22 protein-coding genes and 1 pseudogene are annotated in these 19,594 nt (G+C 68.5%); 8 read left to right on the top strand and 15 right to left on the bottom strand.

Annotated elements, in window-relative coordinates:
* Positions 1-235: 235 nt before the first annotated feature.
* Together ACSHWB_RS24070 and ACSHWB_RS24065 are read left to right on the top strand one after the other, a co-directional pair.
* Complete coding sequence (locus tag ACSHWB_RS24070; RefSeq protein ID WP_439664246.1) at positions 236-460, top strand: acyl carrier protein; 225 nt, start codon at positions 236-238, stop codon at positions 458-460.
* A 9-nt stretch (positions 461-469) separates the two neighbouring features.
* Entirely contained in the window at positions 470-1,510 is a 1,041-nt protein-coding gene (locus ACSHWB_RS24065; protein WP_439664245.1) for a ketoacyl-ACP synthase III family protein, read from the top strand.
* 54 nt (positions 1,511-1,564) lie between these two features.
* Here ACSHWB_RS24065 and ACSHWB_RS24060 read toward each other — a convergent pair whose 3' ends face one another.
* Positions 1,565-3,043, bottom strand: coding sequence for an amino acid adenylation domain-containing protein (locus tag ACSHWB_RS24060; protein ID WP_439664244.1), 1,479 nt, complete (start codon positions 3,041-3,043; stop codon positions 1,565-1,567).
* Positions 3,044-3,187: 144 nt separating this feature from the next.
* Here ACSHWB_RS24060 and ACSHWB_RS24055 point away from each other — a divergent pair, with 144 nt between their 5' ends.
* Positions 3,188-3,661, top strand: coding sequence for a hypothetical protein (locus ACSHWB_RS24055; protein WP_439664243.1), 474 nt, complete (start codon positions 3,188-3,190; stop codon positions 3,659-3,661).
* 126 nt (positions 3,662-3,787) lie between these two features.
* Here the strand turns inward: ACSHWB_RS24055 and ACSHWB_RS24050 are convergent, their stop codons facing one another.
* The 3 genes from ACSHWB_RS24050 to ACSHWB_RS24040 form a co-directional block, all read right to left on the bottom strand.
* The gene (locus ACSHWB_RS24050) at positions 3,788-5,548 is read right to left on the bottom strand and encodes a DHA2 family efflux MFS transporter permease subunit (RefSeq protein WP_439664242.1); all 1,761 of its coding nucleotides are present in this window, start codon (positions 5,546-5,548) and stop codon (positions 3,788-3,790) included.
* Positions 5,549-5,795: 247 nt separating this feature from the next.
* Positions 5,796-6,875: an acyl-CoA dehydrogenase family protein gene (locus tag ACSHWB_RS24045; protein ID WP_439664241.1), complete on the bottom strand. Its 1,080-nt coding sequence runs from the start codon at positions 6,873-6,875 to the stop codon at positions 5,796-5,798.
* 21 nt (positions 6,876-6,896) lie between these two features.
* Entirely contained in the window at positions 6,897-7,322 is a 426-nt protein-coding gene (locus tag ACSHWB_RS24040) for a nuclear transport factor 2 family protein (protein WP_036013177.1), read from the bottom strand.
* Positions 7,323-7,482: 160 nt separating this feature from the next.
* Here ACSHWB_RS24040 and ACSHWB_RS24035 point away from each other — a divergent pair, with 160 nt between their 5' ends.
* The gene (locus tag ACSHWB_RS24035) at positions 7,483-7,965 is read left to right on the top strand and encodes an SRPBCC domain-containing protein (RefSeq protein ID WP_439664240.1); all 483 of its coding nucleotides are present in this window, start codon (positions 7,483-7,485) and stop codon (positions 7,963-7,965) included.
* Positions 7,966-8,038: 73 nt separating this feature from the next.
* Here ACSHWB_RS24035 and ilvN read toward each other — a convergent pair whose 3' ends face one another.
* The 3 genes and pseudogenes from ilvN to ACSHWB_RS24020 form a co-directional block, all read right to left on the bottom strand.
* A complete protein-coding gene (gene ilvN / locus ACSHWB_RS24030) occupies positions 8,039-8,305 on the bottom strand; it encodes an acetolactate synthase small subunit (protein WP_439664239.1) in 267 nt (88 codons plus the stop codon).
* Positions 8,305-10,023 (bottom strand): annotated as a pseudogene (locus ACSHWB_RS24025) (acetolactate synthase large subunit); the annotation flags it as partial. The pseudogene ACSHWB_RS24025 and the gene ilvN, both read right to left, overlap by 1 nt.
* A gap of 5 nt (positions 10,024-10,028) precedes the next feature.
* On the bottom strand, positions 10,029-10,844 hold the full coding sequence (locus ACSHWB_RS24020) for an AfsR/SARP family transcriptional regulator (RefSeq protein ID WP_030474542.1): 816 nt from the start codon (positions 10,842-10,844) through the stop codon (positions 10,029-10,031).
* Positions 10,845-11,229: 385 nt separating this feature from the next.
* Between ACSHWB_RS24020 and ACSHWB_RS24015 the strand changes: the two genes are divergently transcribed.
* Entirely contained in the window at positions 11,230-12,360 is a 1,131-nt protein-coding gene (locus tag ACSHWB_RS24015; RefSeq protein ID WP_439664238.1) for a sensor histidine kinase, read from the top strand.
* A 258-nt stretch (positions 12,361-12,618) separates the two neighbouring features.
* Here the strand turns inward: ACSHWB_RS24015 and ACSHWB_RS24010 are convergent, their stop codons facing one another.
* The 3 genes from ACSHWB_RS24010 to ACSHWB_RS24000 all read right to left on the bottom strand — a co-directional run bounded on the left by ACSHWB_RS24010 (position 12,619) and on the right by ACSHWB_RS24000 (position 14,830).
* Positions 12,619-13,224, bottom strand: a complete 606-nt coding sequence (locus ACSHWB_RS24010) for a response regulator transcription factor (RefSeq protein WP_093600134.1) — start codon at positions 13,222-13,224, stop codon at positions 12,619-12,621.
* A gap of 264 nt (positions 13,225-13,488) precedes the next feature.
* Positions 13,489-14,172, bottom strand: coding sequence for an SDR family NAD(P)-dependent oxidoreductase (locus ACSHWB_RS24005; protein ID WP_439664237.1), 684 nt, complete (start codon positions 14,170-14,172; stop codon positions 13,489-13,491).
* Between the two features lie 67 nt (positions 14,173-14,239).
* Complete coding sequence (locus ACSHWB_RS24000) at positions 14,240-14,830, bottom strand: TetR/AcrR family transcriptional regulator (RefSeq protein ID WP_439664236.1); 591 nt, start codon at positions 14,828-14,830, stop codon at positions 14,240-14,242.
* Between the two features lie 89 nt (positions 14,831-14,919).
* Here ACSHWB_RS24000 and ACSHWB_RS23995 point away from each other — a divergent pair, with 89 nt between their 5' ends.
* The 3 genes from ACSHWB_RS23995 (at position 14,920) to lipA (ending at position 17,337) form a co-directional block, all read left to right on the top strand.
* Positions 14,920-15,228, top strand: coding sequence for a hypothetical protein (locus ACSHWB_RS23995; protein WP_439664235.1), 309 nt, complete (start codon positions 14,920-14,922; stop codon positions 15,226-15,228).
* A complete protein-coding gene (locus ACSHWB_RS23990) occupies positions 15,225-16,115 on the top strand; it encodes an oxidoreductase (protein ID WP_439664234.1) in 891 nt (296 codons plus the stop codon). The genes ACSHWB_RS23995 and ACSHWB_RS23990 overlap by 4 nt, the downstream gene beginning before the upstream one ends.
* Positions 16,116-16,335: 220 nt before the next feature.
* Positions 16,336-17,337 carry a lipoyl synthase gene (gene lipA, locus ACSHWB_RS23985; protein ID WP_439664233.1) on the top strand — a complete coding sequence of 334 codons (1,002 nt, stop codon included), beginning with the start codon at positions 16,336-16,338 and terminating at the stop codon, positions 17,335-17,337.
* A 126-nt stretch (positions 17,338-17,463) separates the two neighbouring features.
* Here lipA and ACSHWB_RS23980 read toward each other — a convergent pair whose 3' ends face one another.
* Genes ACSHWB_RS23980 through ACSHWB_RS23960 form a run of 5 tightly spaced genes read right to left on the bottom strand, consistent with a single transcriptional unit; the run spans position 17,464 to position 19,544 of the window.
* Positions 17,464-18,003, bottom strand: a complete 540-nt coding sequence (locus tag ACSHWB_RS23980) for an alkaline shock response membrane anchor protein AmaP (protein WP_439664232.1) — start codon at positions 18,001-18,003, stop codon at positions 17,464-17,466.
* Positions 18,000-18,518 carry a DUF6286 domain-containing protein gene (locus tag ACSHWB_RS23975; RefSeq protein ID WP_439664231.1) on the bottom strand — a complete coding sequence of 173 codons (519 nt, stop codon included), beginning with the start codon at positions 18,516-18,518 and terminating at the stop codon, positions 18,000-18,002. Before ACSHWB_RS23975 ends, ACSHWB_RS23980 begins: the two co-directional genes overlap by 4 nt.
* Entirely contained in the window at positions 18,515-18,910 is a 396-nt protein-coding gene (locus tag ACSHWB_RS23970) for an Asp23/Gls24 family envelope stress response protein (protein WP_439664230.1), read from the bottom strand. Before ACSHWB_RS23970 ends, ACSHWB_RS23975 begins: the two co-directional genes overlap by 4 nt.
* Before the next feature lie 2 nt (positions 18,911-18,912).
* Positions 18,913-19,089, bottom strand: a complete 177-nt coding sequence (locus tag ACSHWB_RS23965) for a hypothetical protein (RefSeq protein WP_093600157.1) — start codon at positions 19,087-19,089, stop codon at positions 18,913-18,915.
* 11 nt (positions 19,090-19,100) lie between these two features.
* Positions 19,101-19,544 carry an Asp23/Gls24 family envelope stress response protein gene (locus tag ACSHWB_RS23960; protein ID WP_439664229.1) on the bottom strand — a complete coding sequence of 148 codons (444 nt, stop codon included), beginning with the start codon at positions 19,542-19,544 and terminating at the stop codon, positions 19,101-19,103.
* Between the last annotated feature and the right edge of the window lie 50 nt (positions 19,545-19,594).

Here is a 19,594-nt window from a genome sequence, read left to right as displayed (position 1 = left end):
ACGGCCGTGACCGCCCCTATGCGCGCGAAGACGGCCGAACGTTTCGGAGTGAACGTCTGCATCTGTGTGGCTCCCAATCCCGGTTGCGTGCGACGGACGCGCGCAACCGTGGGCGACAGCCCTCGACGCAAACCTCAGAACGGCTCGAACACGCGGTTTTCCGCTGCGGCACAAGCTCACCTCGACTCGGGTAACGCAAAGTTTTCGTTACTCATGAGCTGACAGGGAGGACGCCGTGGCCGAACGGGAGACAGAGCTCTGCGAGCTGTTCGGGGAGGTGCTCGGGGTACCGGGGATCGAACCGGAGGACCACTTCTTCGATCTGGGAGGTCACTCGCTGCTCGCGTCGAAGCTGGTCAAGCAGGTCCACGAGCGGTACGGCGTCCGCGTCCCGTTGCGCAGCTTCTACGAGGACCCGACGGCGCGCGCCGTCGCCAAGCACCTGGACCAGGCAGCCTAGGAGTTCGAGATGCGATGGAATGACCTGTACATCGCCGGTGTGGGCACATATCTGCCCGAGCAGGTCGAGACGGTGGACGACGCCATCGCGGCCGGCCGGTACACAGAAGAGAAGAAGGCCATGAACGGCTATCGGGAGCTGCGGGTCGCCGCTCCCGGTGAGACCGGACCCGTCATGGCGTCGAAGGCCGGCCTGGAAGCGGTGGAGCGCTCCGGTCTGAGCCCGCTCGACTTCGGCTTGACCGTGCACGCCTCTCTGTCCCACCAAGGACTCGACCTGTGGACGCCCGCGAGCTACGTGCAGGCCAACACGGTCGGCGGCACCGGGCCCGCGTTCGAGGTCAAGCAGGGCTGCAACGGCTTCATGGCCGCGGTGGACCTGGCCGCCTCGTACCTGGCCTCGCACAAGGACCTGCCGGCGGCGCTGGTGACCGCGGGCGACGCCTTCCACCTTCCCTACTTCGACCGGTGGGCCTCGGAGGAGCAGAACGTCAACGGCGACGGCGCGGGGGCGCTCGTCCTGTCGAACCGTTCCGGCTTCGCCCGGATCCGCTCGATCCACTCGCACGCGGACTCGACGCTCGAGCAGATGTCGCGCGGCTTCCAGCCGTGGACCACGGGGCCGTTCGCGGACGGCCAGACGCTGCAGCTCAACAGCGGCGTGGAGGACTTCCTGCAGAACGCCGACGTCGACCTCGACGACATGATCGCGCGCATCGGCGGCGGAGTGCGGCACTCGCTCAAGATGGCGCTGTACGAGGCGGAGATCGAGCTCGCCGACGCACGCTTCTTCCTGCACCAGCAGCTCGCGGAAACCATTGTCACGCACGGCATTTGCGGATTGCTGGGCGTCGACCGCTCCACCACCACCTACGACTGGGCCAAGCAGTACAGCATGGTGGGCACCGCGGACATCGCCATCGGTCTCGACCACGTGCTGGCCGAGCGCGACCCGAAGCCCGGTGACCTGATCGTCCTGCAGTCGTCCGGCGCGGGGTACGTCTGGACCGCGGCCGTGATCGAGATCCTCGAAGTTCCCTCCTGGGTCTAGAGAACGTGCAGAAAGGGCGGGCCCTCCTTGCGGGCCCGCCCTTTTCGCGTTCGTTCAGATGTACAGCGACTTCGAGTTCCAGTCCGGCTCCGGCAGCGCCTTGCGGTCGGTCTTGCCGTTGCTCGTGATCGGCAGCTCGTCCACGACGACGAACCCGGCCGGCACCATGTGCTCGGGCATGGCCGCGCGCATGTAGGCCTTCAGCGCCCGCTTGTCGAGCTCCTCACCGGACTTCACGACCCACGCGATCAGCCTGCGGTCACCACTGGGGTGCGTGCGGAGGCTGACCGCCGCCGTGCGCACCTGCGGGTGCTCGGTCAGCGCGTTCTCGACCTCGCCCGGTTCGATCCGGAACCCGCGCAGCTTGAACTGGTCGTCGATGCGGCCGAGGAACTCGACGACACCGTCCGCGCGCTTCCGCGCCTGGTCACCGGTGCGGTAGTAGCGCTCGCCGTTCCAGCCGCCGCGCACGAACTTCTCGTCCGTGAGATCCGGCCGCTTCCAGTAGCCGCGACCCACCTGCGCGCCGCCGATCCACAGCTCGCCGGGCGTGCCGGGCTCGGCCTGCTTCCCCTCCGCGTCAACGACGACGACCTCGACGTTCTGCAGCTGCGTGCCGATCGGCACCGCGCCGCCCAGGTCCTCGTCCGCGCCGATCCGGTGGCAGGTCGCGAACGTCGTGGTCTCGGTCGGGCCGTAGCCGTTGACGATCTGCAGCTCCGGCACGGCTTCGCGCAGTCTCCGCACGTGCGGCACCGACACGACGTCCCCGCCGGTCAGCACGGTGTGCAGGCCCTTGAACGCGTCCACGTCGACGTCGATCTGCCGGTGGAACAACGCCGCGGTCAGCCACAGCACGCTGATCTCGTTGGTGCGCAGGATGTCGCCGAGCTCCTCGGCCTGCACCACGCCGGGAGGGGCGAGCACGACGCGGGCGCCGTTGAGCAGCGCTCCCCAGATCTCGAACGTGGCCGCGTCGAACGCGACCGGCGCGAGCTGCAGGATCCGGTCGTCCGGCGTCACGTCGACGTAGTTGGCCCCGGTGACGAGGTTCGTGATGTTGCGGTGCTCGATCATCACGGACTTCGGCTTGCCCGTCGACCCCGAGGTGTACATGAGGTAGGCGAGGTCCTCGGGAGCGACCTGCGGAAGCTCCACAACGGACCCGTTGGACGCCGGCGGCACCTTGACCGTGGTGAAGCCGGGGAAGAACTGGCCCACGACGAGGGACACCTCGGCGTCGGCGAGCATCATGGAGACCCGGGACTCGGGGTCCTCCGGGTCGATCGGCACGTACGCCGCGCCGGCCTTGAGCACCCCCAGCAGTGCCACGACGAGCTGCGGCGACCGTTCCAGGCACACCGCCACCCGGTCACCGGGCCGCACTCCGGACTCGACGAGCTCACCGGCCAGGGCGTCCGACCACCTGTCCAGCACCGCATAGCTCAGGGACCCCTGCTCCGCCGACAGCGCCACCGCGTCGGGCGTTCTGGCCGCCCGGCAGCGGAACGCGTCGGTCACCGTTGCAGACATGCGCCAGCTCCTCTCATTTCGCCCATCCTCCGCAACCGGCCTCGAAGTCCCCTCGGGTCACAACTGGCGCTACAGGGGTGTTTGAGCTGCCCGAACAACACTCAGCGCGTCCGCTGCCCCACCTCACCGGAGGCGAAATCCCCCATGAACGCTCGCAAGAAGGCACTGGCCGTGCTGGCCACGTGCGTGCTCGCAGTTCCCGTCGTCGCCGCCTCGGGCGCGACGGCGGGCCCCAGGCAGGACGCAGGGCTCATCGGCAAGTGGGACCTCACGGTGACCATCCACATCGAGGAACCGCCGCTGATCACGCCGCTGTTCTGCGACTTCACCGGGGACTACCGGCTGCACTGCGTGACCAAGCCCGGCTACCCGGACCCGTTGGAGGGCAACGGGATCTGGACGGTCGGCAAGGACGGCGTCTTCAGCTTCTGGATCACCCACCACGCCCACCGCGACGAGAACGGCAACCCGGTCGGCTCGATCAACGCGAGCCACCTCGGCAAGCTGACCAACAACAACAAGAAGTTCAGCACCAAGGCGCACACCTACATCGACATGCACGACGGCACCCCGTGGATCGGGCCCGTCGACATCGAGATCGCCGCCAAGCGCATCTGAAGCCCGCACAGGAGAAGGCCCCTCGCGCACCGTGAGGGGCCTTCTCCTGTGCCGGGAAACGAGCCCTGAAACGGCCTGAGGCCCCAGGCTTTGCGCCTGGGGCCTCAGGATTCCAGCGGGAGAGAACTACGCCTTGGCGGCGTCCCCAGAGGTGGATGCAGCGCCCTCTTCGGCACCTTCCTCGGCCGGCGCGCCCCACTCCTCCTGCTTCAGCCAGCGAGGCAGGAAGGAGGCGAGCAGCAGCGCCAGCGCGGCGAAGCCGAAGCCCACGTACAGGGTGGTGCGGAACGCGTCCGTGAAGGACTCGCCCGCGGCCTGGTGCGAGTACTTGTCCGCGATCGCCTTGGCCTGCGGGTCGGCCTGGACCGCGCCACACGCCGAAGCATCCGGGGTACCGGAGAACGTGGTGGCCGCACAGGTCTGGAAAGCACCCGCGAGTTCGGTGGCCTTGGCGTCGGCGACACCGGCGGTCACGAGCTCCTGGCGGACCTGCGGGGCCAGCGACTCCGCGTTGGCGGCGCCGTGGGAGGCCAGCGGTGCGAAGAACGCCAGCGTCACGATCGAGATGCCGACCGCGAAACCGAGCTGCTGCTTGGTGTTGATCAGGCCGGATGCCGCACCCGCGTCCTCGTGCGGCACCTCCTGCAGCGCGAACAGCGCGATCGGAGTCGCGGTCATACCGAAACCGAGACCGATCAGGAGCAGTCCGGGCACGAGGCCCCAGCTGGTGATGTCGGGGCTGACCGAGAACAGCAGCACCGCGACACCGACGGCGATCACGACGGCACCGACCTGCAGGACGGCGCGGCCGAACTTCGGCACCAGCGCGATGACCGAGGCCGACGCGGTGATGAAGGCACCGATGCAGAACGCCAGCAGCGTGACACCGGTCCGCAGCGGCGAGAAGCCCAGACCCTCCTGCAGGAACAGGTACAGGGCCAGCATGAACATGCCGGTGAAGCTGAACATGCCCAGCATCAGCGCGAGGGCCGCGGAGAAGCTGCGGGACTTGAACAGGCTCAGCGGGACCAGGGGCATGCCGTCCTTGCGCTGCTTGGCGCGCTCGTAGGCGACGAAGCCGATGAAGCCCACGACGGACGCGGCCATCAGCACGAATCCCCACGCCGGCCAGTGCAGCTCGCGGCCGAAGGTGAGCGGGAACAGCAGGGCGGTGAGGCTCAGCGTCGCGATGACGACACCGATCAGGTCGAGCCTGATCCGGCTCGGCGCCTTCGACTCGTTGATGTACTTCCAGCCCAGCGCGTAACCGATCAGGCCGATCGGGACGTTGACCAGGAAGATCGTCCGCCATCCCCAGTCGAAGACGTTCGCCGCGACGAGCACGCCACCGACGAGCGGCGCGATCGTGGCGGCGAGACCGCCGATGGTGCCCTGGATCGCGAAGACCGCGCCCTTCTCCTTATCGGGGAAGGTGACGTGGATGATCGACATGACCTGCGGGACCATCAGGCCGGCCGCGAGACCCTGCGCGAGGCGGGAGGCCACGAGCATCTCGGGGTTGGTCGCGATACCGCACAGGAACGACGTGACGACGAAGCCGAGCACGCCGAGCTGGAACATCTTGCGACGACCGTAGATGTCGCCGAGACGGCCACCGGTGATCAGTGTGAGCGCGAACGCGAACACGTACCCGGCGGTGATCCACTGCAGCTGCACGAAGCTCGCGCCCATGCCGTGCTGGATCGCGGGAAGCGCGACGTTGACGATGCTGCCGTCCAGCATGTCCATGAACGTCGCGACGGTCATGATGATGAACGCGATCCAGCGACGCGGGTCGGCCGCCGGCGCGTCAACGACCGGAGCCGCCTGCGCGCCGGCAGTCGCCGACGGCGACTCCAGGTCGTGGTTGGTGTTGGTGGAGGTCACGATTTCTCCTCAGAGGACTTGATTTCGCTGCGCACGACAGGCGATGGCTCAGGACTACTCGTTGTGGCGGAATGCCGGTCGAGTTGAACGAGGTCCCACCTCCTGCCTGGAAAACGACTGCCGGTCGATGACCCTCAGGGTGATCCCCTCCGCTTGAGTCCCGGTCAGGTCGCGGCGGAGCGTTTCGCGCGCACGCCGAAGGCCCTGGTGCCGGGGAGGTGGGCACCAGGGCCTTCCGGGCTCGGCGTCAGCCGTAGAGCGACGCCGGATAGGTGCGCACGGACGCGGTCTCGTACCGCAGGGCGACGTGGCTGGAGCAGCTCACCACGTCACGCCAGAACCGTTGCAGCGCACCGCCTTCCGCGAGTCCGCTGGTGCCGGCGGCCCGCACCAGGCCGCCGACCGCGTCGACCAGGACCTCGGCCGCGTAGGCGACGTTGCGCTCGTTGCGCGCCATCGCGGCCGGGGTGAACTCGCGGTCGTCGAGCACCCTGGCGTTCTGCTCCACGAGCAGCTTCGCCGACTCGACCTGGCCGGACGCGCGGACCAGGTCGACCGCGGACGTGACGGACTGCTTCTTCCCCGACAGCACCGAAACGCACGCGTCGAGCGCTCCCATCGCCGCACCGACGGCCGGAGCGGCGAACGTGAGGCCGCCGACCGCCTGGAACGGGACGTTGTGGCTCGGCACCGGCGACCAGCTGGTGCCGGCGAGCAGATCCGCCCTGTCGAACGAGAGGTGGGCCGGCACGAAGACGTCGTCCACCACGACGGAGTGGCTGCTGGTGGCCTTCATGCCGACGCTGTCCCACGTCTCGAGGACGGTGAAGTCCTTGCGCGGCAGAGCGAAGAAGCGGCCTTCGTCGCCGATCATCCCGCACAGCAGCGCCCAGTCGGCGAAGTCCACGCCGCTGACGTAGGCCCACCGGCCGCTGAGCCGGTGCCCTCCGTCCACGACGGTGCCCTTGCCCATGGGCGGCTGGCCGGTCACGACGAACGTGTCCGGGCCGTCCGCCCAGATCTCCTCGTGGCCCTGCTGGGGCAACAGACCCGCGAACCGCGACGACAACGCCGACAGCGACGCGCACCAGGCCGTTGCCGCACAGCCCTGCCCGACGGTGAGCACCGCCTCGGTCAGTTCCGCGAAGGTTCCCTCCGAGCCACCGCGTTCAGCTGCGACGAAGTGCCGCGCGAACCCGGCCTCGCGCAGTGCCTCCACGACCTCGGGAGCCAGCTTGCGGGTGGCGTCGGCCTCGGCCGCGTGTTCCGCGGCGATCAGCTTCACCTTCTCCGCGGCCGCTGCCAGCCCGGTGTTCTGAGCAGTCACCTCGTCACCTCCTGTGGAACGTCACGCAGCCTGAACGGGAAGGTCGCGGTGGATCGTGCGGGACTTGGTGTAGAGCTTTCCGTCGATGCGCACGAGCACGTCCTCGATGGAGAAGGTCGGCTCGAAGCTGACCACGCCCTCGGCGGTCGTGCGGGTGACCAGCGACGCGTAGCTGACGTTCAGCGTGTTCTCGTCGACCTCTTCGATCAGGTAGTGGTCGTTCCAGTGCCGCACGGCGACGCCCTTGTAGCGGGGCAGCGCTGCGCTGGCGCCGGCGATCAGGGCCGCCCGGCCCTCGACCTTCTCGCTCCGGTGGGCGTGGTCGGTGACCCCGTCCTCGGTGAACGTCTGGGCGTAGCCCTCCACGTCCAACGCGTCGAGCAGCCGCATCTGCTGGGCGTAGAACGTCTGGACCTCGATGTGGACCGCAACATTGACAGGGGACACGACAACTCCTCGGTCTGCCGGTTTCGCTACCGCGAATATGGGTGCGGCCGCTGGACATCCGGTCGAGCCGTCCTGGTTCGACCCCGGTTCTAGGTGGCGTTGAGACAAACCGGGCACGGTCATCGCTGACATCAACCCTTTTATTCGCGAGGAGGGCCACATGGCCTCAACTCCCGATGTCGCCAAGTCGGTGACGGTCGAGGCGACGATCGAGCAGGCGTTCGCGATCTTCGCGTCGAAGCCGATCGAGTGGTGGCCGGAGTCGCACGTGTTCGTCAAGGACCGGCAGGCCATCACGATCGAGCCGTTCGTGGGCGGGCGCTACTTCGAGCGCGGCGCGGACGGCGAGGAGATCGCCTGGGGCACCATCACCGAGTGGGACCCGCCGAAGCGCCTCGTGATGACGTGGCGGGTCGGTCCCTACTGGCAGCCGATCTTCGACGACGAGAAGGCCTCGTTCATCAAGGTGGACTTCGAGGTCGTCGGACCGACGACGACGAAGGTCACGCTGACCCACGCCGACCTGCACCGCCACGGCGACATCGCCGAGGGCATCCACAAGGCGCTCGACGGTCCGTCGCCGGGCGAGACGCTGGAGACGTACGCCCGCGTGATCGAACGGCACATCCCGAAGGCTGCCTGAGCGCCCGGAATCGCTCAGGCACAACGAGAAACGGCCGCCCCAAGCCTCCGGGGCGGCCGTTTCCTCGTGCTTTCTAGGCGCCGAGCTCGATCGCCTCGTCGTGCGTGCGGTCGACGACGCTCTTGACGTCGACGATCCGGCCGAGCTGCTTGATCAGCTGGGCGACCGTGCGGCCGGGCTGCAGGTCCACGACCACGTCGAGGCGGGAGAGGTCGCCCCGTTCGGCCGGCGCGAGGCTGAGCGACTCGACGTCGACGCCCCGGCTGGAGAACAGCACGACGATCCGTGCGAGTGCGCCGGGTTCGTTGCGCAGCAGAAGGGAAAGCGAATGTCTGGTCATCACTCTTCCTCGTCGAACAGGGGCCGGATGCCCCGTGCGGCCATGACCTCGTCGTTGCCCGTGCCCGCGGCGACCATCGGCCAGACCTGGGCGTCCTGTCCCACCACGAAGTCGACGACCACGGGCCGGTCGCGGACCTCCATCGCCTCGAGGATGGTCCCGTCCACTTCGGACTGGCTGTCGCACCGCAGGCCGACGCACCCGAGCGCGTCCGCCAGCTTCACGAAGTCGGGGTGCCGCTGGTGCGTGCCGAGCCCGGTGTTGGAGTAGCGGCCCTCGTAGAACAGGGTCTGCCACTGGCGGACCATGCCGAGGTTGCCGTTGTTGATGATCGCGACCTTGATCGGGATGCCTTCGGCGGCACAGGTCGCGAGCTCCTGGTTGGTCATCTGGAAGCAGCCGTCGCCGTCGATGGCCCAGACCGTGCGTTCCGGTGCGCCCGTCTGCGCGCCCATCGCCGCCGGCACCGCGAAGCCCATCGTCCCCGCGCCGCCGGAGTTGATGAACGAGCCGGGGCGTTCGTACTTCACGTACTGCGCCGCCCACATCTGGTGCTGGCCGACGCCCGCGGTGTAGACGGCCTCGGGCCCGGCGAGCCTGCTGATCCGCTCGATCACGTACTGCGGCGCCAGCATGCCGTCGGCGGGCCAGTCGTAGCCGAGCGGGTAGGTCGTGACCAGTCCGCCGAGGTAGTTCCACCACTCGGTGAGGTCGGTCTTCCGGGTGATGACCGCTGAGAGCGCTGCCATGACGTCGCGGCAGTCGCCGACGATGCCGACGTCCGCCTTGCGGTTCTTGGAGATCTCGGCGGGGTCGATGTCGGCGTGGATCACCGCCGCGTGCGGGGCGAACTCCGGCAGCAGGCCGGTGACCCTGTCGTCGAACCGGGTCCCCATCGCGATCAGCAGGTCGGAGCGCTGCAACGCGGCGACGGCGGGCACCGTGCCGTGCATGCCCGGCATCCCCAGGTGCAGCGGATGCGAGTCGGGGAACGCGCCGCGGGCCATGAGCGTGGTGACGACCGGGATCCCGGTCTTCTCCGCTAGTTTCTGGAGCTCCTGCGCCGCGCCGCTGCGGATCACACCACCGCCGATGTAGAACACCGGCCGTTTCGACGAACCGATCAGCTGGGCGGCGTTGCGGATCTGCACCGGCGAGAGCACCGGGCGTGACGGCACGACGAGCTTCGGCGGTGTGTAGGTGGTGGCGGTGGCCAGCACGTCCTTGGGCAGGTCCACCAGCACCGGGCCCGGCCGCCCCGATGACGCGAGCATGAACGCCTCGGCGATCACCCGCGGAATGTCGGCCGGGTCGTGCACCTGGAAGCTGTGCTTGGTGATCGGCAGCGTGATGCTGCGGATGTCCGCCTCCTGGAAGGCGTCCGTCCCGATCACCGACCTCGCCACCTGGCCGGTGATCGCCACGATGGGCACGGAGTCCATGTAGGCGTCCGCGAGGGGCGTCACCAGGTTCGTCGCCCCCGGCCCCGAGGTCGCCATGCAGACGCCCACTCGTCCGGTCGCCTGCGCGTACCCCTGGGCCGCGTGACCGGCGCCCTGTTCGTGGCGCACCAGCACGTGCCGGATCTTCGAGTCGAACAGCGGGTCGTACGCGGGCAGGATCGCCCCGCCCGGCATACCGAAGATCACCTCGCAGCCGACGTCCTCGAGCGCCTTGATCAACGCACCTGCACCGGTGGTATCCACGGTTGCTCCCCGAACTTTCAGCCCGCGAGCTGGCGCTCCAGCTGGCGCGGCGACAACGGCTTGTCGAGCGACGGCTCGGAGCTCAGGATCGCCCGCTGCAACTGACGCAGCCTTTCGGACGGCTCAAGCCCCAGCTCCTCGATCAGCGTGTCGCGCAGGGACTGGTAGGCCTCCAGCGACTTCCACTGCCGTCCCGCCCGGTAGAGCGCGAGCATGTACTGCGCGCACAGGTTCTCGTGCATCGGGTGCTGCGCGGTGAGCACCGACAGTTCGGACAGCAGCGACTGGTGCTTGCCCAGCTGCAGGTCGGCCTCGATGCGGGTCTCCAGCACGCCGAGGCGGCTCTCCTGCAACCGGGTGACCTCCATGCCGAGCCGGACGCCGATCTGCACGTCCACCAGCACCGGCCCGCGCCACACCTCGGCGGCGCTGCGCAGCAACCGGCTCGCGGACTCCAGGTCACCGATCTCGAACGCCCGCTGACCGGCACTCGCGAGCCGCTCGTAGCTGCGGACGTCGACGCTCTCCGGCGGAACGTCCAGCATGTAGCCGCCGTAGCGGGTCACCAGGACGTTCTTCGCGACACCGGGGCCCTCCCCCGGCATGGCCGCCTCGATGCGCCGGCGCACCTGCAGCACGTAGGTCTGCAGCGTCGTGAGAGCGCTGCGCGGGGGTGTCATGCCCCAAAGCTCTTCGATCAACGTGGGAACCGTGACGACGTGTCCTGCCTGCAGTCCGAGCAGCGAGAGCACCTGCCTGGGCTTCACCGCGCTCGGCGCGATCGAGACGCCGTTCTCCCGTGCCTCCAGCGGTCCGAGAACCTTGATCTCCATTGGAGCCTCCCCTGCTCAGCGGCGGACGACTTGGTCGTGCCACCAAGTTCACCTGAGCGGGGCTATCGGACGCCACGTATCCGGCCATGACTCTCGGATGGCGAACTACTGCGCCCGGCGTGAGAAATTCATATACTCAAACGAACCCAAACCGTGCCGACCGGTAATCGCACGACCACATGCAGTGACAGCAACGGGAAATACTCGTCCATTGGCGTGACATTGACTCGCAAGTCAATGCGAGTTCGCATTCTGAACCGATTCAGTTGCCGACCCGAACTGCTCTCGCATGTCTAGTATTCGGCCAGGGCGCGCGCCGTGCGAGGTCTTTGACCGGCGTTGACTCTCAGACTTTGCTCTGGAGCGGTTAGCTCTTGGGGGGCACGTGAATGCTTCGCCTGCGATACCGAGATACCGCGCGATCATCGTCGCGGTCTTCGCCGCGGTGTGCCTGACCGACCTGACCCGCGCGCTACTACTCGCCGGCGAGATCACCGAATTGGCGGTGTCGGTCATTGATTTAGCGGTACTTGTACTGCTGCAAGTGTCGTATTTCCGGCATCTGAGCGCGCTGCACCGCCACCTCGTACTGGCGGGCCAGGCGGCACTGCTGGTCCTGCCGTACGTCCTGTTCGGCCATTCCTGGGCGGGCGTCGCGGGCCTCGTCGCCGGCAACGCCCTCCTGGTCCTGCGACCGGCTTTCGGCTGGTCGGTCTTCGTCGCCACGGTGGTCGCGACAGGCCTTGCCCAGGCCGTCCACGGCGAGGCCATGCTGGCCACCGCGGCCACAGCTCTGCTGCTCGCGGGCCTGGCCACTGGCTTCGCGACCCACCGCGACTGGCCGGCCCCGGTCCCCGCCCCGGAACCCGCCCAGCCCACCGCCCCGACCATCGACCCGGTGGTCACCACGACCGCCGCCGTGACGGCCGAACGCGTCCGCGTGGCCCGCGACCTGCACGACCTGCTCGGCTACAGCCTCAGCGCCATCAAGCTCAAGAGCGAACTGGCCCACCGGATCGTCGCCGACCGCCCGGACCACGGCTGGGAGTTCATGCAGGAGCACATCACCGATATATTGGATATCACCCACTCCGCCTTGGCGGACGTGCGCTCACTGGCCCGCGCCTACCGCCCGCTGTCCCTCGCGGACACGTCGGACTCGGCCAAGGCGATGCTGGCGGCGTCGAACATCGACGTCAGCGTCGAGCTGGCCCACGACCCCCTCCCGGAACCGGTCGAGACCGTCCTGGCCGCCGTCCTGTGCGAGGCCGTCACGAACGTCCTGCGCCACAGCGACGCCAGCACCTGCACCATCGGCGTGCACCAGCGCGGCGCCACGATCCTGCTGGACGTCATCAACAACGGCGCCGCCGACCGCGCGGTCTCAGCCGACTGCAACGGCGTCCGCAACCAGGCCGAACGCATCAAGGCCGTCGGCGGCACGTTCACCGCCCGCCACGTCGGCGACGGCTCGTTCCACGTCCACGCGGCCATCCCAGCGGCCCCGCAGCCCTAACCTCGTCGCCCCGGTCTCACAGCCTTGGCCGGAGGCCACCGCAGACGCCGTGCGAACCAATATATTGCGCGCCGCTCGCCTTCCCGTGAACCCGCCCGCCACGCCTCGCCGCCGCCATCCACCCCGAAGTCGATCTTCCCACACGTCGCCGACCTGGCCCTTAGCAATGAGTCTTTGGACTTCTTCGTCAAAAGACCCGTTGCAAAGGCGCCCGGCGAAGGCGTCGCCAAGATCAGGAACAGCCGCCAGGGAGCCGGCTCAGAACCAGCCGGACTTGCGGGCGATGCGGACGGCGTCGACCCGGTTGCGGGCGTCGAGCTTGGCCGTCGCCGCCGTCAGGTAGTTGCGGACCGTGCCGACCGACAGGAACAGCGTCGTCGCGATCTCCATGGCGTCCGCCCCGTCCGAGGCGAGCCTCAGCACTTCCAGTTCACGAGGCGTCAGCGGGCACTCATCGGTGTCCCACGCGGAAAGCGCGAGCTGCGAGTCGATCACACGACGACCGATTGACACCCCGCGAATGGCGTCGGCGAGTTCTCCGACAGGAGCGTCCTTGAGGATGAAGCCGTTGACGCGTGCGTTGAGCGCTCGCCGCAGAGTGCCGGGCCGGCCCAGGCTCGTGAGAATGAGTGTGCGCGTCTCGGGCGCGGTGTCGTGGATCACGGTGGCCGCGGAAAGGCCGTCCATACCGGGCAGGTCGATGTCGAGCACCGCTACGTCCGGTTTGTTCTTCTCGACGGCCGCAATGATTTCGTCACCCGTCGCAACCGACGCGACGACCTCAATATCCGGTTCGAGATTCAACAAGGCGACCAAAGCACCGCGGACCATTTGCACGTCCTCGGCTAGTAGCACTCTGATCATCCGACCCCCTTGCTTGCCCCCAGGTCACCATTTCGAGTCTTACACTCGGTGACCATGAAGGACAAGCATTGAGTCCGGGTGCGCCGAGCGTTACTCCAAATGCGCTAGGAGCAATTAAAGAGGGTAATCGGCGGAACACATGGGGTCACCACTCGCTCACAGATCGCTCAAGGACCGAATCGGGAACCGGGACGACTCGAGCGGCGCCCGAGCACATAGCGGTACAAGCGATTCGGCCCCTGAAGCGGGTGCCGCGGCCGGTGCTCAGCGCGTCTCGCCCCACCGCTCGAGCAGTTCCAGGCCGCCGTCGACGGTGATCACCTGTCCCTGGATCCACGCGGCCTCGTCGGTGCAGAGCAACGCGACGGCGTTCGCGATGTCCTGCGGCAGCGTGACGCGACCGGACGGGCTCTTGATCGCGAGCCGGTCCACCAGGTCCGGATCTATGTTCATGGGGCCGTTGTCGACGACTGTGGTGACGACGGCGTTGACGGCGACCTTGTACCAAGCCATTTCCAGCGCCAGTGTCCGGATGACACCGTGCACCGGTGTGACCGTGTAGCCGGCGATGACCACGCGGCCTCCGTCGACGAGCGCTTTCGCAAGCGGCTCAACGAGGTTCAGCAACGGCGTGAGGTCCGGCGAGACGGCGTGGTGCACGAACACGTCGAGCTGTCCGCGCTCCTGCTTGACCTGGTCGAGCAGGAACCGCACCGAGTGCTCGTCGTGGATGTTCAGCTTGGTGACCGTCACCGAACCGGGCTTGCCCGCGAGTACGGTCTTGGCGCGCTCGAGGTCGACGTTGTCCTCGTCGGACGTAGTCAGGATGACGTGGGCGCCGTTGTCGCAGAGCTTGCTCGCGATGGCGAGACCTAGCCCGTGCGTTCCCGACGTGACAACTGCGATCTTGCCGTCGAGTCCCAGGCGCGTGTTGACAGGTTCGATCATGATGCCGACCACCTCTGTTGTCCGCGTGGTGATCGACGTTCCGCCCGGCCGCTAGGGCCGAACTCGACTACTTCTTGCGCAAACCTTCCAAAACACGCAGGATCGCGCGTTCGACCTCGCGTCCGGTGCGCTTCGGATCGGACGAGCTGGCGATCGTGCTGGCACCAGCGGACAGCGCCCCGAACAGCAGCCGGGCCATGATCTCCACCGGCGCCTCCTCGATCTCGCCGGCGTCCACGAGCAACTGCACGGCCGTGCGGAGCAGACCGAAGCTGAACTGCTCCTCCGCCTCACGCCAGCGTTCCCAGCCCATCACCACCGGCGCCTCGTGGACGATGATCCGCTGGTACTCGGGTTCCAGGCACTTGCGGACGTACTCGCGCAGACCGGCGACCGCGGTCTCCCAGGCGTCGCCGTCCGCCGTGATCAGCGCGGTCAGCGACTGGATCGACCGGGTCTCGACCTGGGTGAAGGCCGCCTCGAACAACGCCTGCTTGCCGCTGAAGTGGTGGTAGAGCGCACCTTTCGTCACGCGGGCGCGCTTGACGACCTCGTCGAGCGAGGTGCCGGCGTAGCCGCGCTTGGTGAAGAGGTCGACGGCGCTGTCGACGAGCGCCTGCCTGGTCGACTCCGAGTACTCGGAGCGTCGAGTTCGCACGACCGAAACGTATCTCACATACCGGCGGTACGTACCGGTGGTATGTTCGTGTCATACCGAGGGTATGCGAGAAACCGGGGGTACGAGACATGGGCTGGGCAGACCACTACCGCCGCCGTGACGCGCTCGACGCCGTCCTGAGCGACGCACGCCGTGACCCGTCCGCGCCGCTGATCGTGGATCCGGACGTCTTCGGCTCGCTGCACGAACTGCTGCTGGCGCTCGACCACCGCTGGCAGAACAAGCTGACCGCCCGCATGGAGAACGCCGGGCTGAACGGCCACGTGGACGAGGACCGGGTGATCGCCGAGTTGGCCGCGGAAGAGCCGGTGTTGCGAGCGGTACTCGACACACACCTATCGCTCGGCAGTTACCGGGCGGTAGGAATGACTCCATGAGTCGTTGGACCGAAGCCGACATCCCCGACCAGACCGGCCGCACCGTCCTCGTGACCGGCGCGAACTCCGGCCTCGGCCTGCGCACCGCCCAGGTGCTCGCGGCCAAGGGCGCCCACGTGCTCATGGGTTGTCGCTCGGTCCAGCGCGGCGAGACCGCGCTGCGCACGGTCAAGGGATCGGCAGAAGTCCTCGAACTGGACCTCGCCGACCTGTCCTCCGTGCGCGCCGCCGCCGACAAGGTGGAGAAGCTCGACGTCCTCGTCAACAACGCGGGCATCATGGCCGTCCCGCTCGGCCGGACCGCCGACGGCTTCGAGCGCCAGTTCGGCACCAATCACCTCGGCCCGGCGGCGCTGACGTTCCTGCTGCTCCCGACCCTGAAGCGCAGTCCAGGCGCGCGCGTGGTCACCGTGTCGTCGCTGATGCACCAGTACGGCCGCATGAACTTCGACGACCCGAACTGGGAACGCCGCTCGTACAGCGCCCGCGGCGCCTACAGCCAGTCCAAGCTGGCCAACCTGCTGTTCGCGCGCGAACTCGAACGCCGTTCACCGGACGTGACGTCCATCGCGGCGCACCCTGGAATGACGGCCACCGACCTGGCCAACAACATGGCGGATGCACACAGGTCCGTCCTCATGCGGGCCGGCGGCAAGCTCTTCGGCCTGATCTCCCAGTCCGTTGCCATGGGCGCACTGCCACAGCTCTACGCGGCCACGTCTCCCGAAGCGCACGGCGGCGCGTACTACGGCCCCGGTGGCTTCAACGGCCTGCACGGCCACCCGTCCGTCGCGGGGATGACCGCCGCCGCCCGCGACGACCTCGCCGCGAACCGCCTCTGGGAGCTCACGATCAAGCTGACCGGAATCGCTCCAGAACTTGAGTAGGGGTGCCGGCGCCCTCGCCTGGGGAGGGCGCCGGCGGGCCCGGCGTCACCTCCGGGCTGGGAACATCTTCAGCCCAGCGGGGTTGTTCATGTTCGACGCGACCTGCGTCAACAACGGATCGTGAACAACGCGCGCTCCACCAGGAACCCGGTTCTGGCGCTTGGCCTGACCTGGGAGTGCGTGACCCCGGACACTTGAGCTCGCAGCGTAGGGTGATGACGTGACTGTGGTACCTGAGGGTCGGAAGCTGCTGCGGCTCGAGGTCCGCAACAGCGAGACACCGATCGAGAAGAAGCCCTCGTGGATCAAGACCAGGGCGAAGATGGGCCCCGAGTACCGGGAGCTCAAGAGCCTGGTCAAACGCGAAGGCCTGCACACGGTCTGCGAAGAGGCCGGCTGTCCCAACATCTACGAGTGCTGGGAAGACCGCGAGGCCACGTTCCTGATCGGCGGCGAGCAGTGCACCAGGCGCTGCGACTTCTGCCAGATCGACACGGGCAAGCCCGCCGACCTCGACCGCGACGAGCCCCGCCGCGTCGCCGAGTCGGTCCAGGCGATGGGCCTGCGCTACTCCACCGTCACCGGCGTCGCCCGTGACGACCTGGAGGACGGCGGCGCGTGGCTCTACGCCGAGACGGTCCGCCAGATCCACGAGATGAACCCCGGCACCGGCGTCGAGCTGCTGATCCCGGACTTCAACGCGGTCCCGGAGCAGCTGGCCGAGGTCTTCGAGTCCCGTCCCGAGGTGCTCGCGCACAACCTGGAGACCGTCCCGCGGATCTTCAAGCGCATCCGCCCGGCGTTCCGCTACGAGCGGTCCCTCGAGGTCATCACCAAGGCCCGTGAGTTCGGCCTGGTCACCAAGTCGAACCTGATCCTCGGCATGGGCGAGACCCCCGATGAGGTCACGGAGGCACTCGCCGACCTCTACGACGCGGGCTGCGACATCATCACCATCACCCAGTACCTGCGCCCGTCGCCGCGGCACCACCCGGTCGAGCGCTGGGTGAAGCCCGAGGAGTTCGTCCAGCACAAGGAGACGGCCGAGGAGATCGGCTTCCTCGGCGTGATGGCGGGCCCGCTGGTCCGCTCCTCGTACCGCGCCGGCCGCCTCTACGCGCAGGCGAAGCAGAAGCGCGGCGAGCACCTCCCGGAGAACCTCCAGCACCTGCTGACGGTGTCGGCGTCCCAGGAGATCACGAGCCTGCTCGCTCCGCGCTGAGCGGAGTGAACGGCGAGCCAACCGATATACCAGCTGGTCACCCACCCAGGGTGACCAGCTGTTTTGCATCCGGATGCAAAAAAACGTTTGCGGACGTCCGCAAACGTTTTTTGCACAACCGATATATCAGCGCACTCGGACGTCGGCCTTCGTGGACGACATCCGGAACTCGACGGTGGCGTCGAGGCCGGGCGTGCCGAGCGCTTCCCGCAGGCGTGGCAGGCCCTCGTCGTCGATGCGGCGGCGGATCCCCCGCAGATCGGCGTCGCCGTGGGCGCGGACGACGAGGGCCAGGCGCGGTGCGGTGTGCGGACCGGTCAGCGCGGCCTCGACCTTGCGCACACCGGGGTAGGCGGTGATCTCCTCGGCGAACGGCGCGGTGGCCGTCGCCGTGGAGATCCGGGTGGAGCCGGCCTCGTCCGCCCAGCGCCAGGACGCGACCTTGCGGCGCGGGATCTGGGCGGTGAGCCAGCGCAGGCACAGCAGCGCGACGAGCACCGCCGCGGCCGCGACCACCCACAGCACCCAGGCCGGCGGCAGCTCCGTGCCGGGCACCAGCACGGCCGAGCGGTCCACCTGAGGCACGAAACCGAAGTGGACGGCGAGCGCGAAGGCACCGGCGAGCAGCAGGACCAGGCCCAGCAGGCCTAGGAGGAAGCGGTTCACGATGTGCTCCTGAGGGCCTTGACCCGCACCACGACCTGAGGCGGCCGGGCGAGGGCGAACTCTCCGACGCGGTGTTCGAGCGCGGCCCGAACGGCGTCTCCGAGGCCGTCGACCACGGAGCGCCGGGTGCGCACGACCGCGCGAACCCGGCGGCGGCGCACCTTCACGGCGGCGGACTCGACGCCGTCGACGACGGCGGCGGACCGCAGGGCGTTGCGCAGGCCGCGCACCGACACCGCGGTGTGCTCGTCCAGTGCCGCGGTCCGCGCCCTGCCGGGCACCACCGCGGCGAGGAACAGCACCAGTCCGATGGCCGTGGCGACCCCGCCCGCCACGGCCACCCCCTGAGCCGACCAGGTCGTGTCGTTCAGCAGGCCGGCCAGGGAGTCGTACGACAGCAGCGGCGCCTCGCCCACCGCGAGCTGGATCGCGCACACCGCGACCAGGACCGACGCGGACAGCAGGACGAGTGCCGTGAGCGTGGCGGGCAGCGCCCGGCGGGAACGGCGGGTCACAGGACCCTCCTCACCGGGGCCGCGTCCGCGCGCAGCACGCCGACCGACACGTCCACGACGGACACCCGCAGACCGGTGAGCGCGGCCACCCGTGCGACCAGGTGGGCGCGCACCCGAGCCGCGGTCGACGCGACCGGCGCCGGATAACGCAGGTCCAGTCGTGCGTCGAGAGTGACCACTCCCCCGGTCACCCGTGCGGTGACCGCGCAGTCGAGCACGTCCGGAACCTCCATGGCGGCACGTCCGGCGATGCGGCCCACCGCGCGGTCCGCGACGGTGGTCAAACCTGGCTGTGCCGCACCCGGCGGCGTCACGTCCGCCGGTGACGCACCGGGCTGGGTCACGCTTGACTGGGTCACCCCTGGCTGGGCGGCGACGAGCGGTGTGGTCATGGTCAGTCCCGATCCCTGCCCAGCAACTGCGCGAGGTCGAGCTTGCCCTCGGCGACCCGGCCCGCGACCAGGCCGAGAGCGCCGAAGACGAGCACGAGCAGGAACGCGCTGAAGCCCCCGAACGCGGCGGCCAGGCCGAGCGCGAGCCCGGTCAGCAGGCCCAATGCGGTGGTGCTCATCGCGGTCCCTTTCACTGCACGCGTGCGGAGGACTCGGGCTCTTCGCCCTCGTTGTCGCTCGGGATGTGCACGTCGTTGACGTTGATGTTGACCTCGACGACCTCGAGGCCGGTGATCTGCTCGATCGCCGTGATCACGTTGGTGCGCACCGACTTCGCGAGGTCCGCGATCGGCACGCCGTACTCGACCACGAGCTCCAGGTCGACGGCGGCCTGCTTCTCGCCGACCTCGACCGACACGCCCTGGCCCGCGCTCGCGGTGGCGCCGGGGATGCGGTCACGCAACGCGCTCAGCGCCCTCGTCGCGCCGCCGCCGAGTGCGTGCACGCCGCGGATCTCCCGTGCCGCGAGGCCGGCGACCTTCTGCACCACGACGTCCGCGATGGTCGTGGATCCCTTGTCGGTCACGAGCTTCCCTGCCGCGACACCGTTCTTCTCCACAGTCTGCGTGCTCATCGCAATCCCTTCCTTCGAAGCGTTCACATCAGATCGACGCGTGCCACGGC

This window comes from Lentzea sp. HUAS TT2 (assembly GCF_051853195.1).
Taxonomy (GTDB): Bacteria; Actinomycetota; Actinomycetes; order Mycobacteriales; family Pseudonocardiaceae; genus Lentzea.
The sequence above is the reverse complement of the archived record's forward strand: the minus strand, read 5'-3'. Positions and strand labels throughout refer to the sequence as shown.

Excerpts from the sequence above, each read along its gene's own strand:
- ACSHWB_RS24065 (WP_439664245.1), top strand. The coding sequence starts at position 470 with ATGCGATGGAATGACCTGTACATCGCCGGTGTGGGCACATATCTGCCC.
- ACSHWB_RS24060 (WP_439664244.1), bottom strand. The coding sequence starts at position 3,043 with ATGTCTGCAACGGTGACCGACGCGTTCCGCTGCCGGGCGGCCAGAACG.
- ACSHWB_RS24055 (WP_439664243.1), top strand. The coding sequence starts at position 3,188 with ATGAACGCTCGCAAGAAGGCACTGGCCGTGCTGGCCACGTGCGTGCTC.
- ACSHWB_RS24035 (WP_439664240.1), top strand. The coding sequence starts at position 7,483 with ATGGCCTCAACTCCCGATGTCGCCAAGTCGGTGACGGTCGAGGCGACG.
- ilvN (WP_439664239.1), bottom strand. The coding sequence starts at position 8,305 with ATGACCAGACATTCGCTTTCCCTTCTGCTGCGCAACGAACCCGGCGCA.
- ACSHWB_RS24020 (WP_030474542.1), bottom strand. The coding sequence starts at position 10,844 with ATGGAGATCAAGGTTCTCGGACCGCTGGAGGCACGGGAGAACGGCGTC.
- ACSHWB_RS24010 (WP_093600134.1), bottom strand. The coding sequence starts at position 13,224 with ATGATCAGAGTGCTACTAGCCGAGGACGTGCAAATGGTCCGCGGTGCT.
- ACSHWB_RS24005 (WP_439664237.1), bottom strand. The coding sequence starts at position 14,172 with ATGATCGAACCTGTCAACACGCGCCTGGGACTCGACGGCAAGATCGCA.
- ACSHWB_RS23995 (WP_439664235.1), top strand. The coding sequence starts at position 14,920 with ATGGGCTGGGCAGACCACTACCGCCGCCGTGACGCGCTCGACGCCGTC.
- ACSHWB_RS23990 (WP_439664234.1), top strand. The coding sequence starts at position 15,225 with ATGAGTCGTTGGACCGAAGCCGACATCCCCGACCAGACCGGCCGCACC.
- ACSHWB_RS23970 (WP_439664230.1), bottom strand. The coding sequence starts at position 18,910 with ATGACCACACCGCTCGTCGCCGCCCAGCCAGGGGTGACCCAGTCAAGC.
- ACSHWB_RS23965 (WP_093600157.1), bottom strand. The coding sequence starts at position 19,089 with ATGAGCACCACCGCATTGGGCCTGCTGACCGGGCTCGCGCTCGGCCTG.
- ACSHWB_RS23960 (WP_439664229.1), bottom strand. The coding sequence starts at position 19,544 with ATGAGCACGCAGACTGTGGAGAAGAACGGTGTCGCGGCAGGGAAGCTC.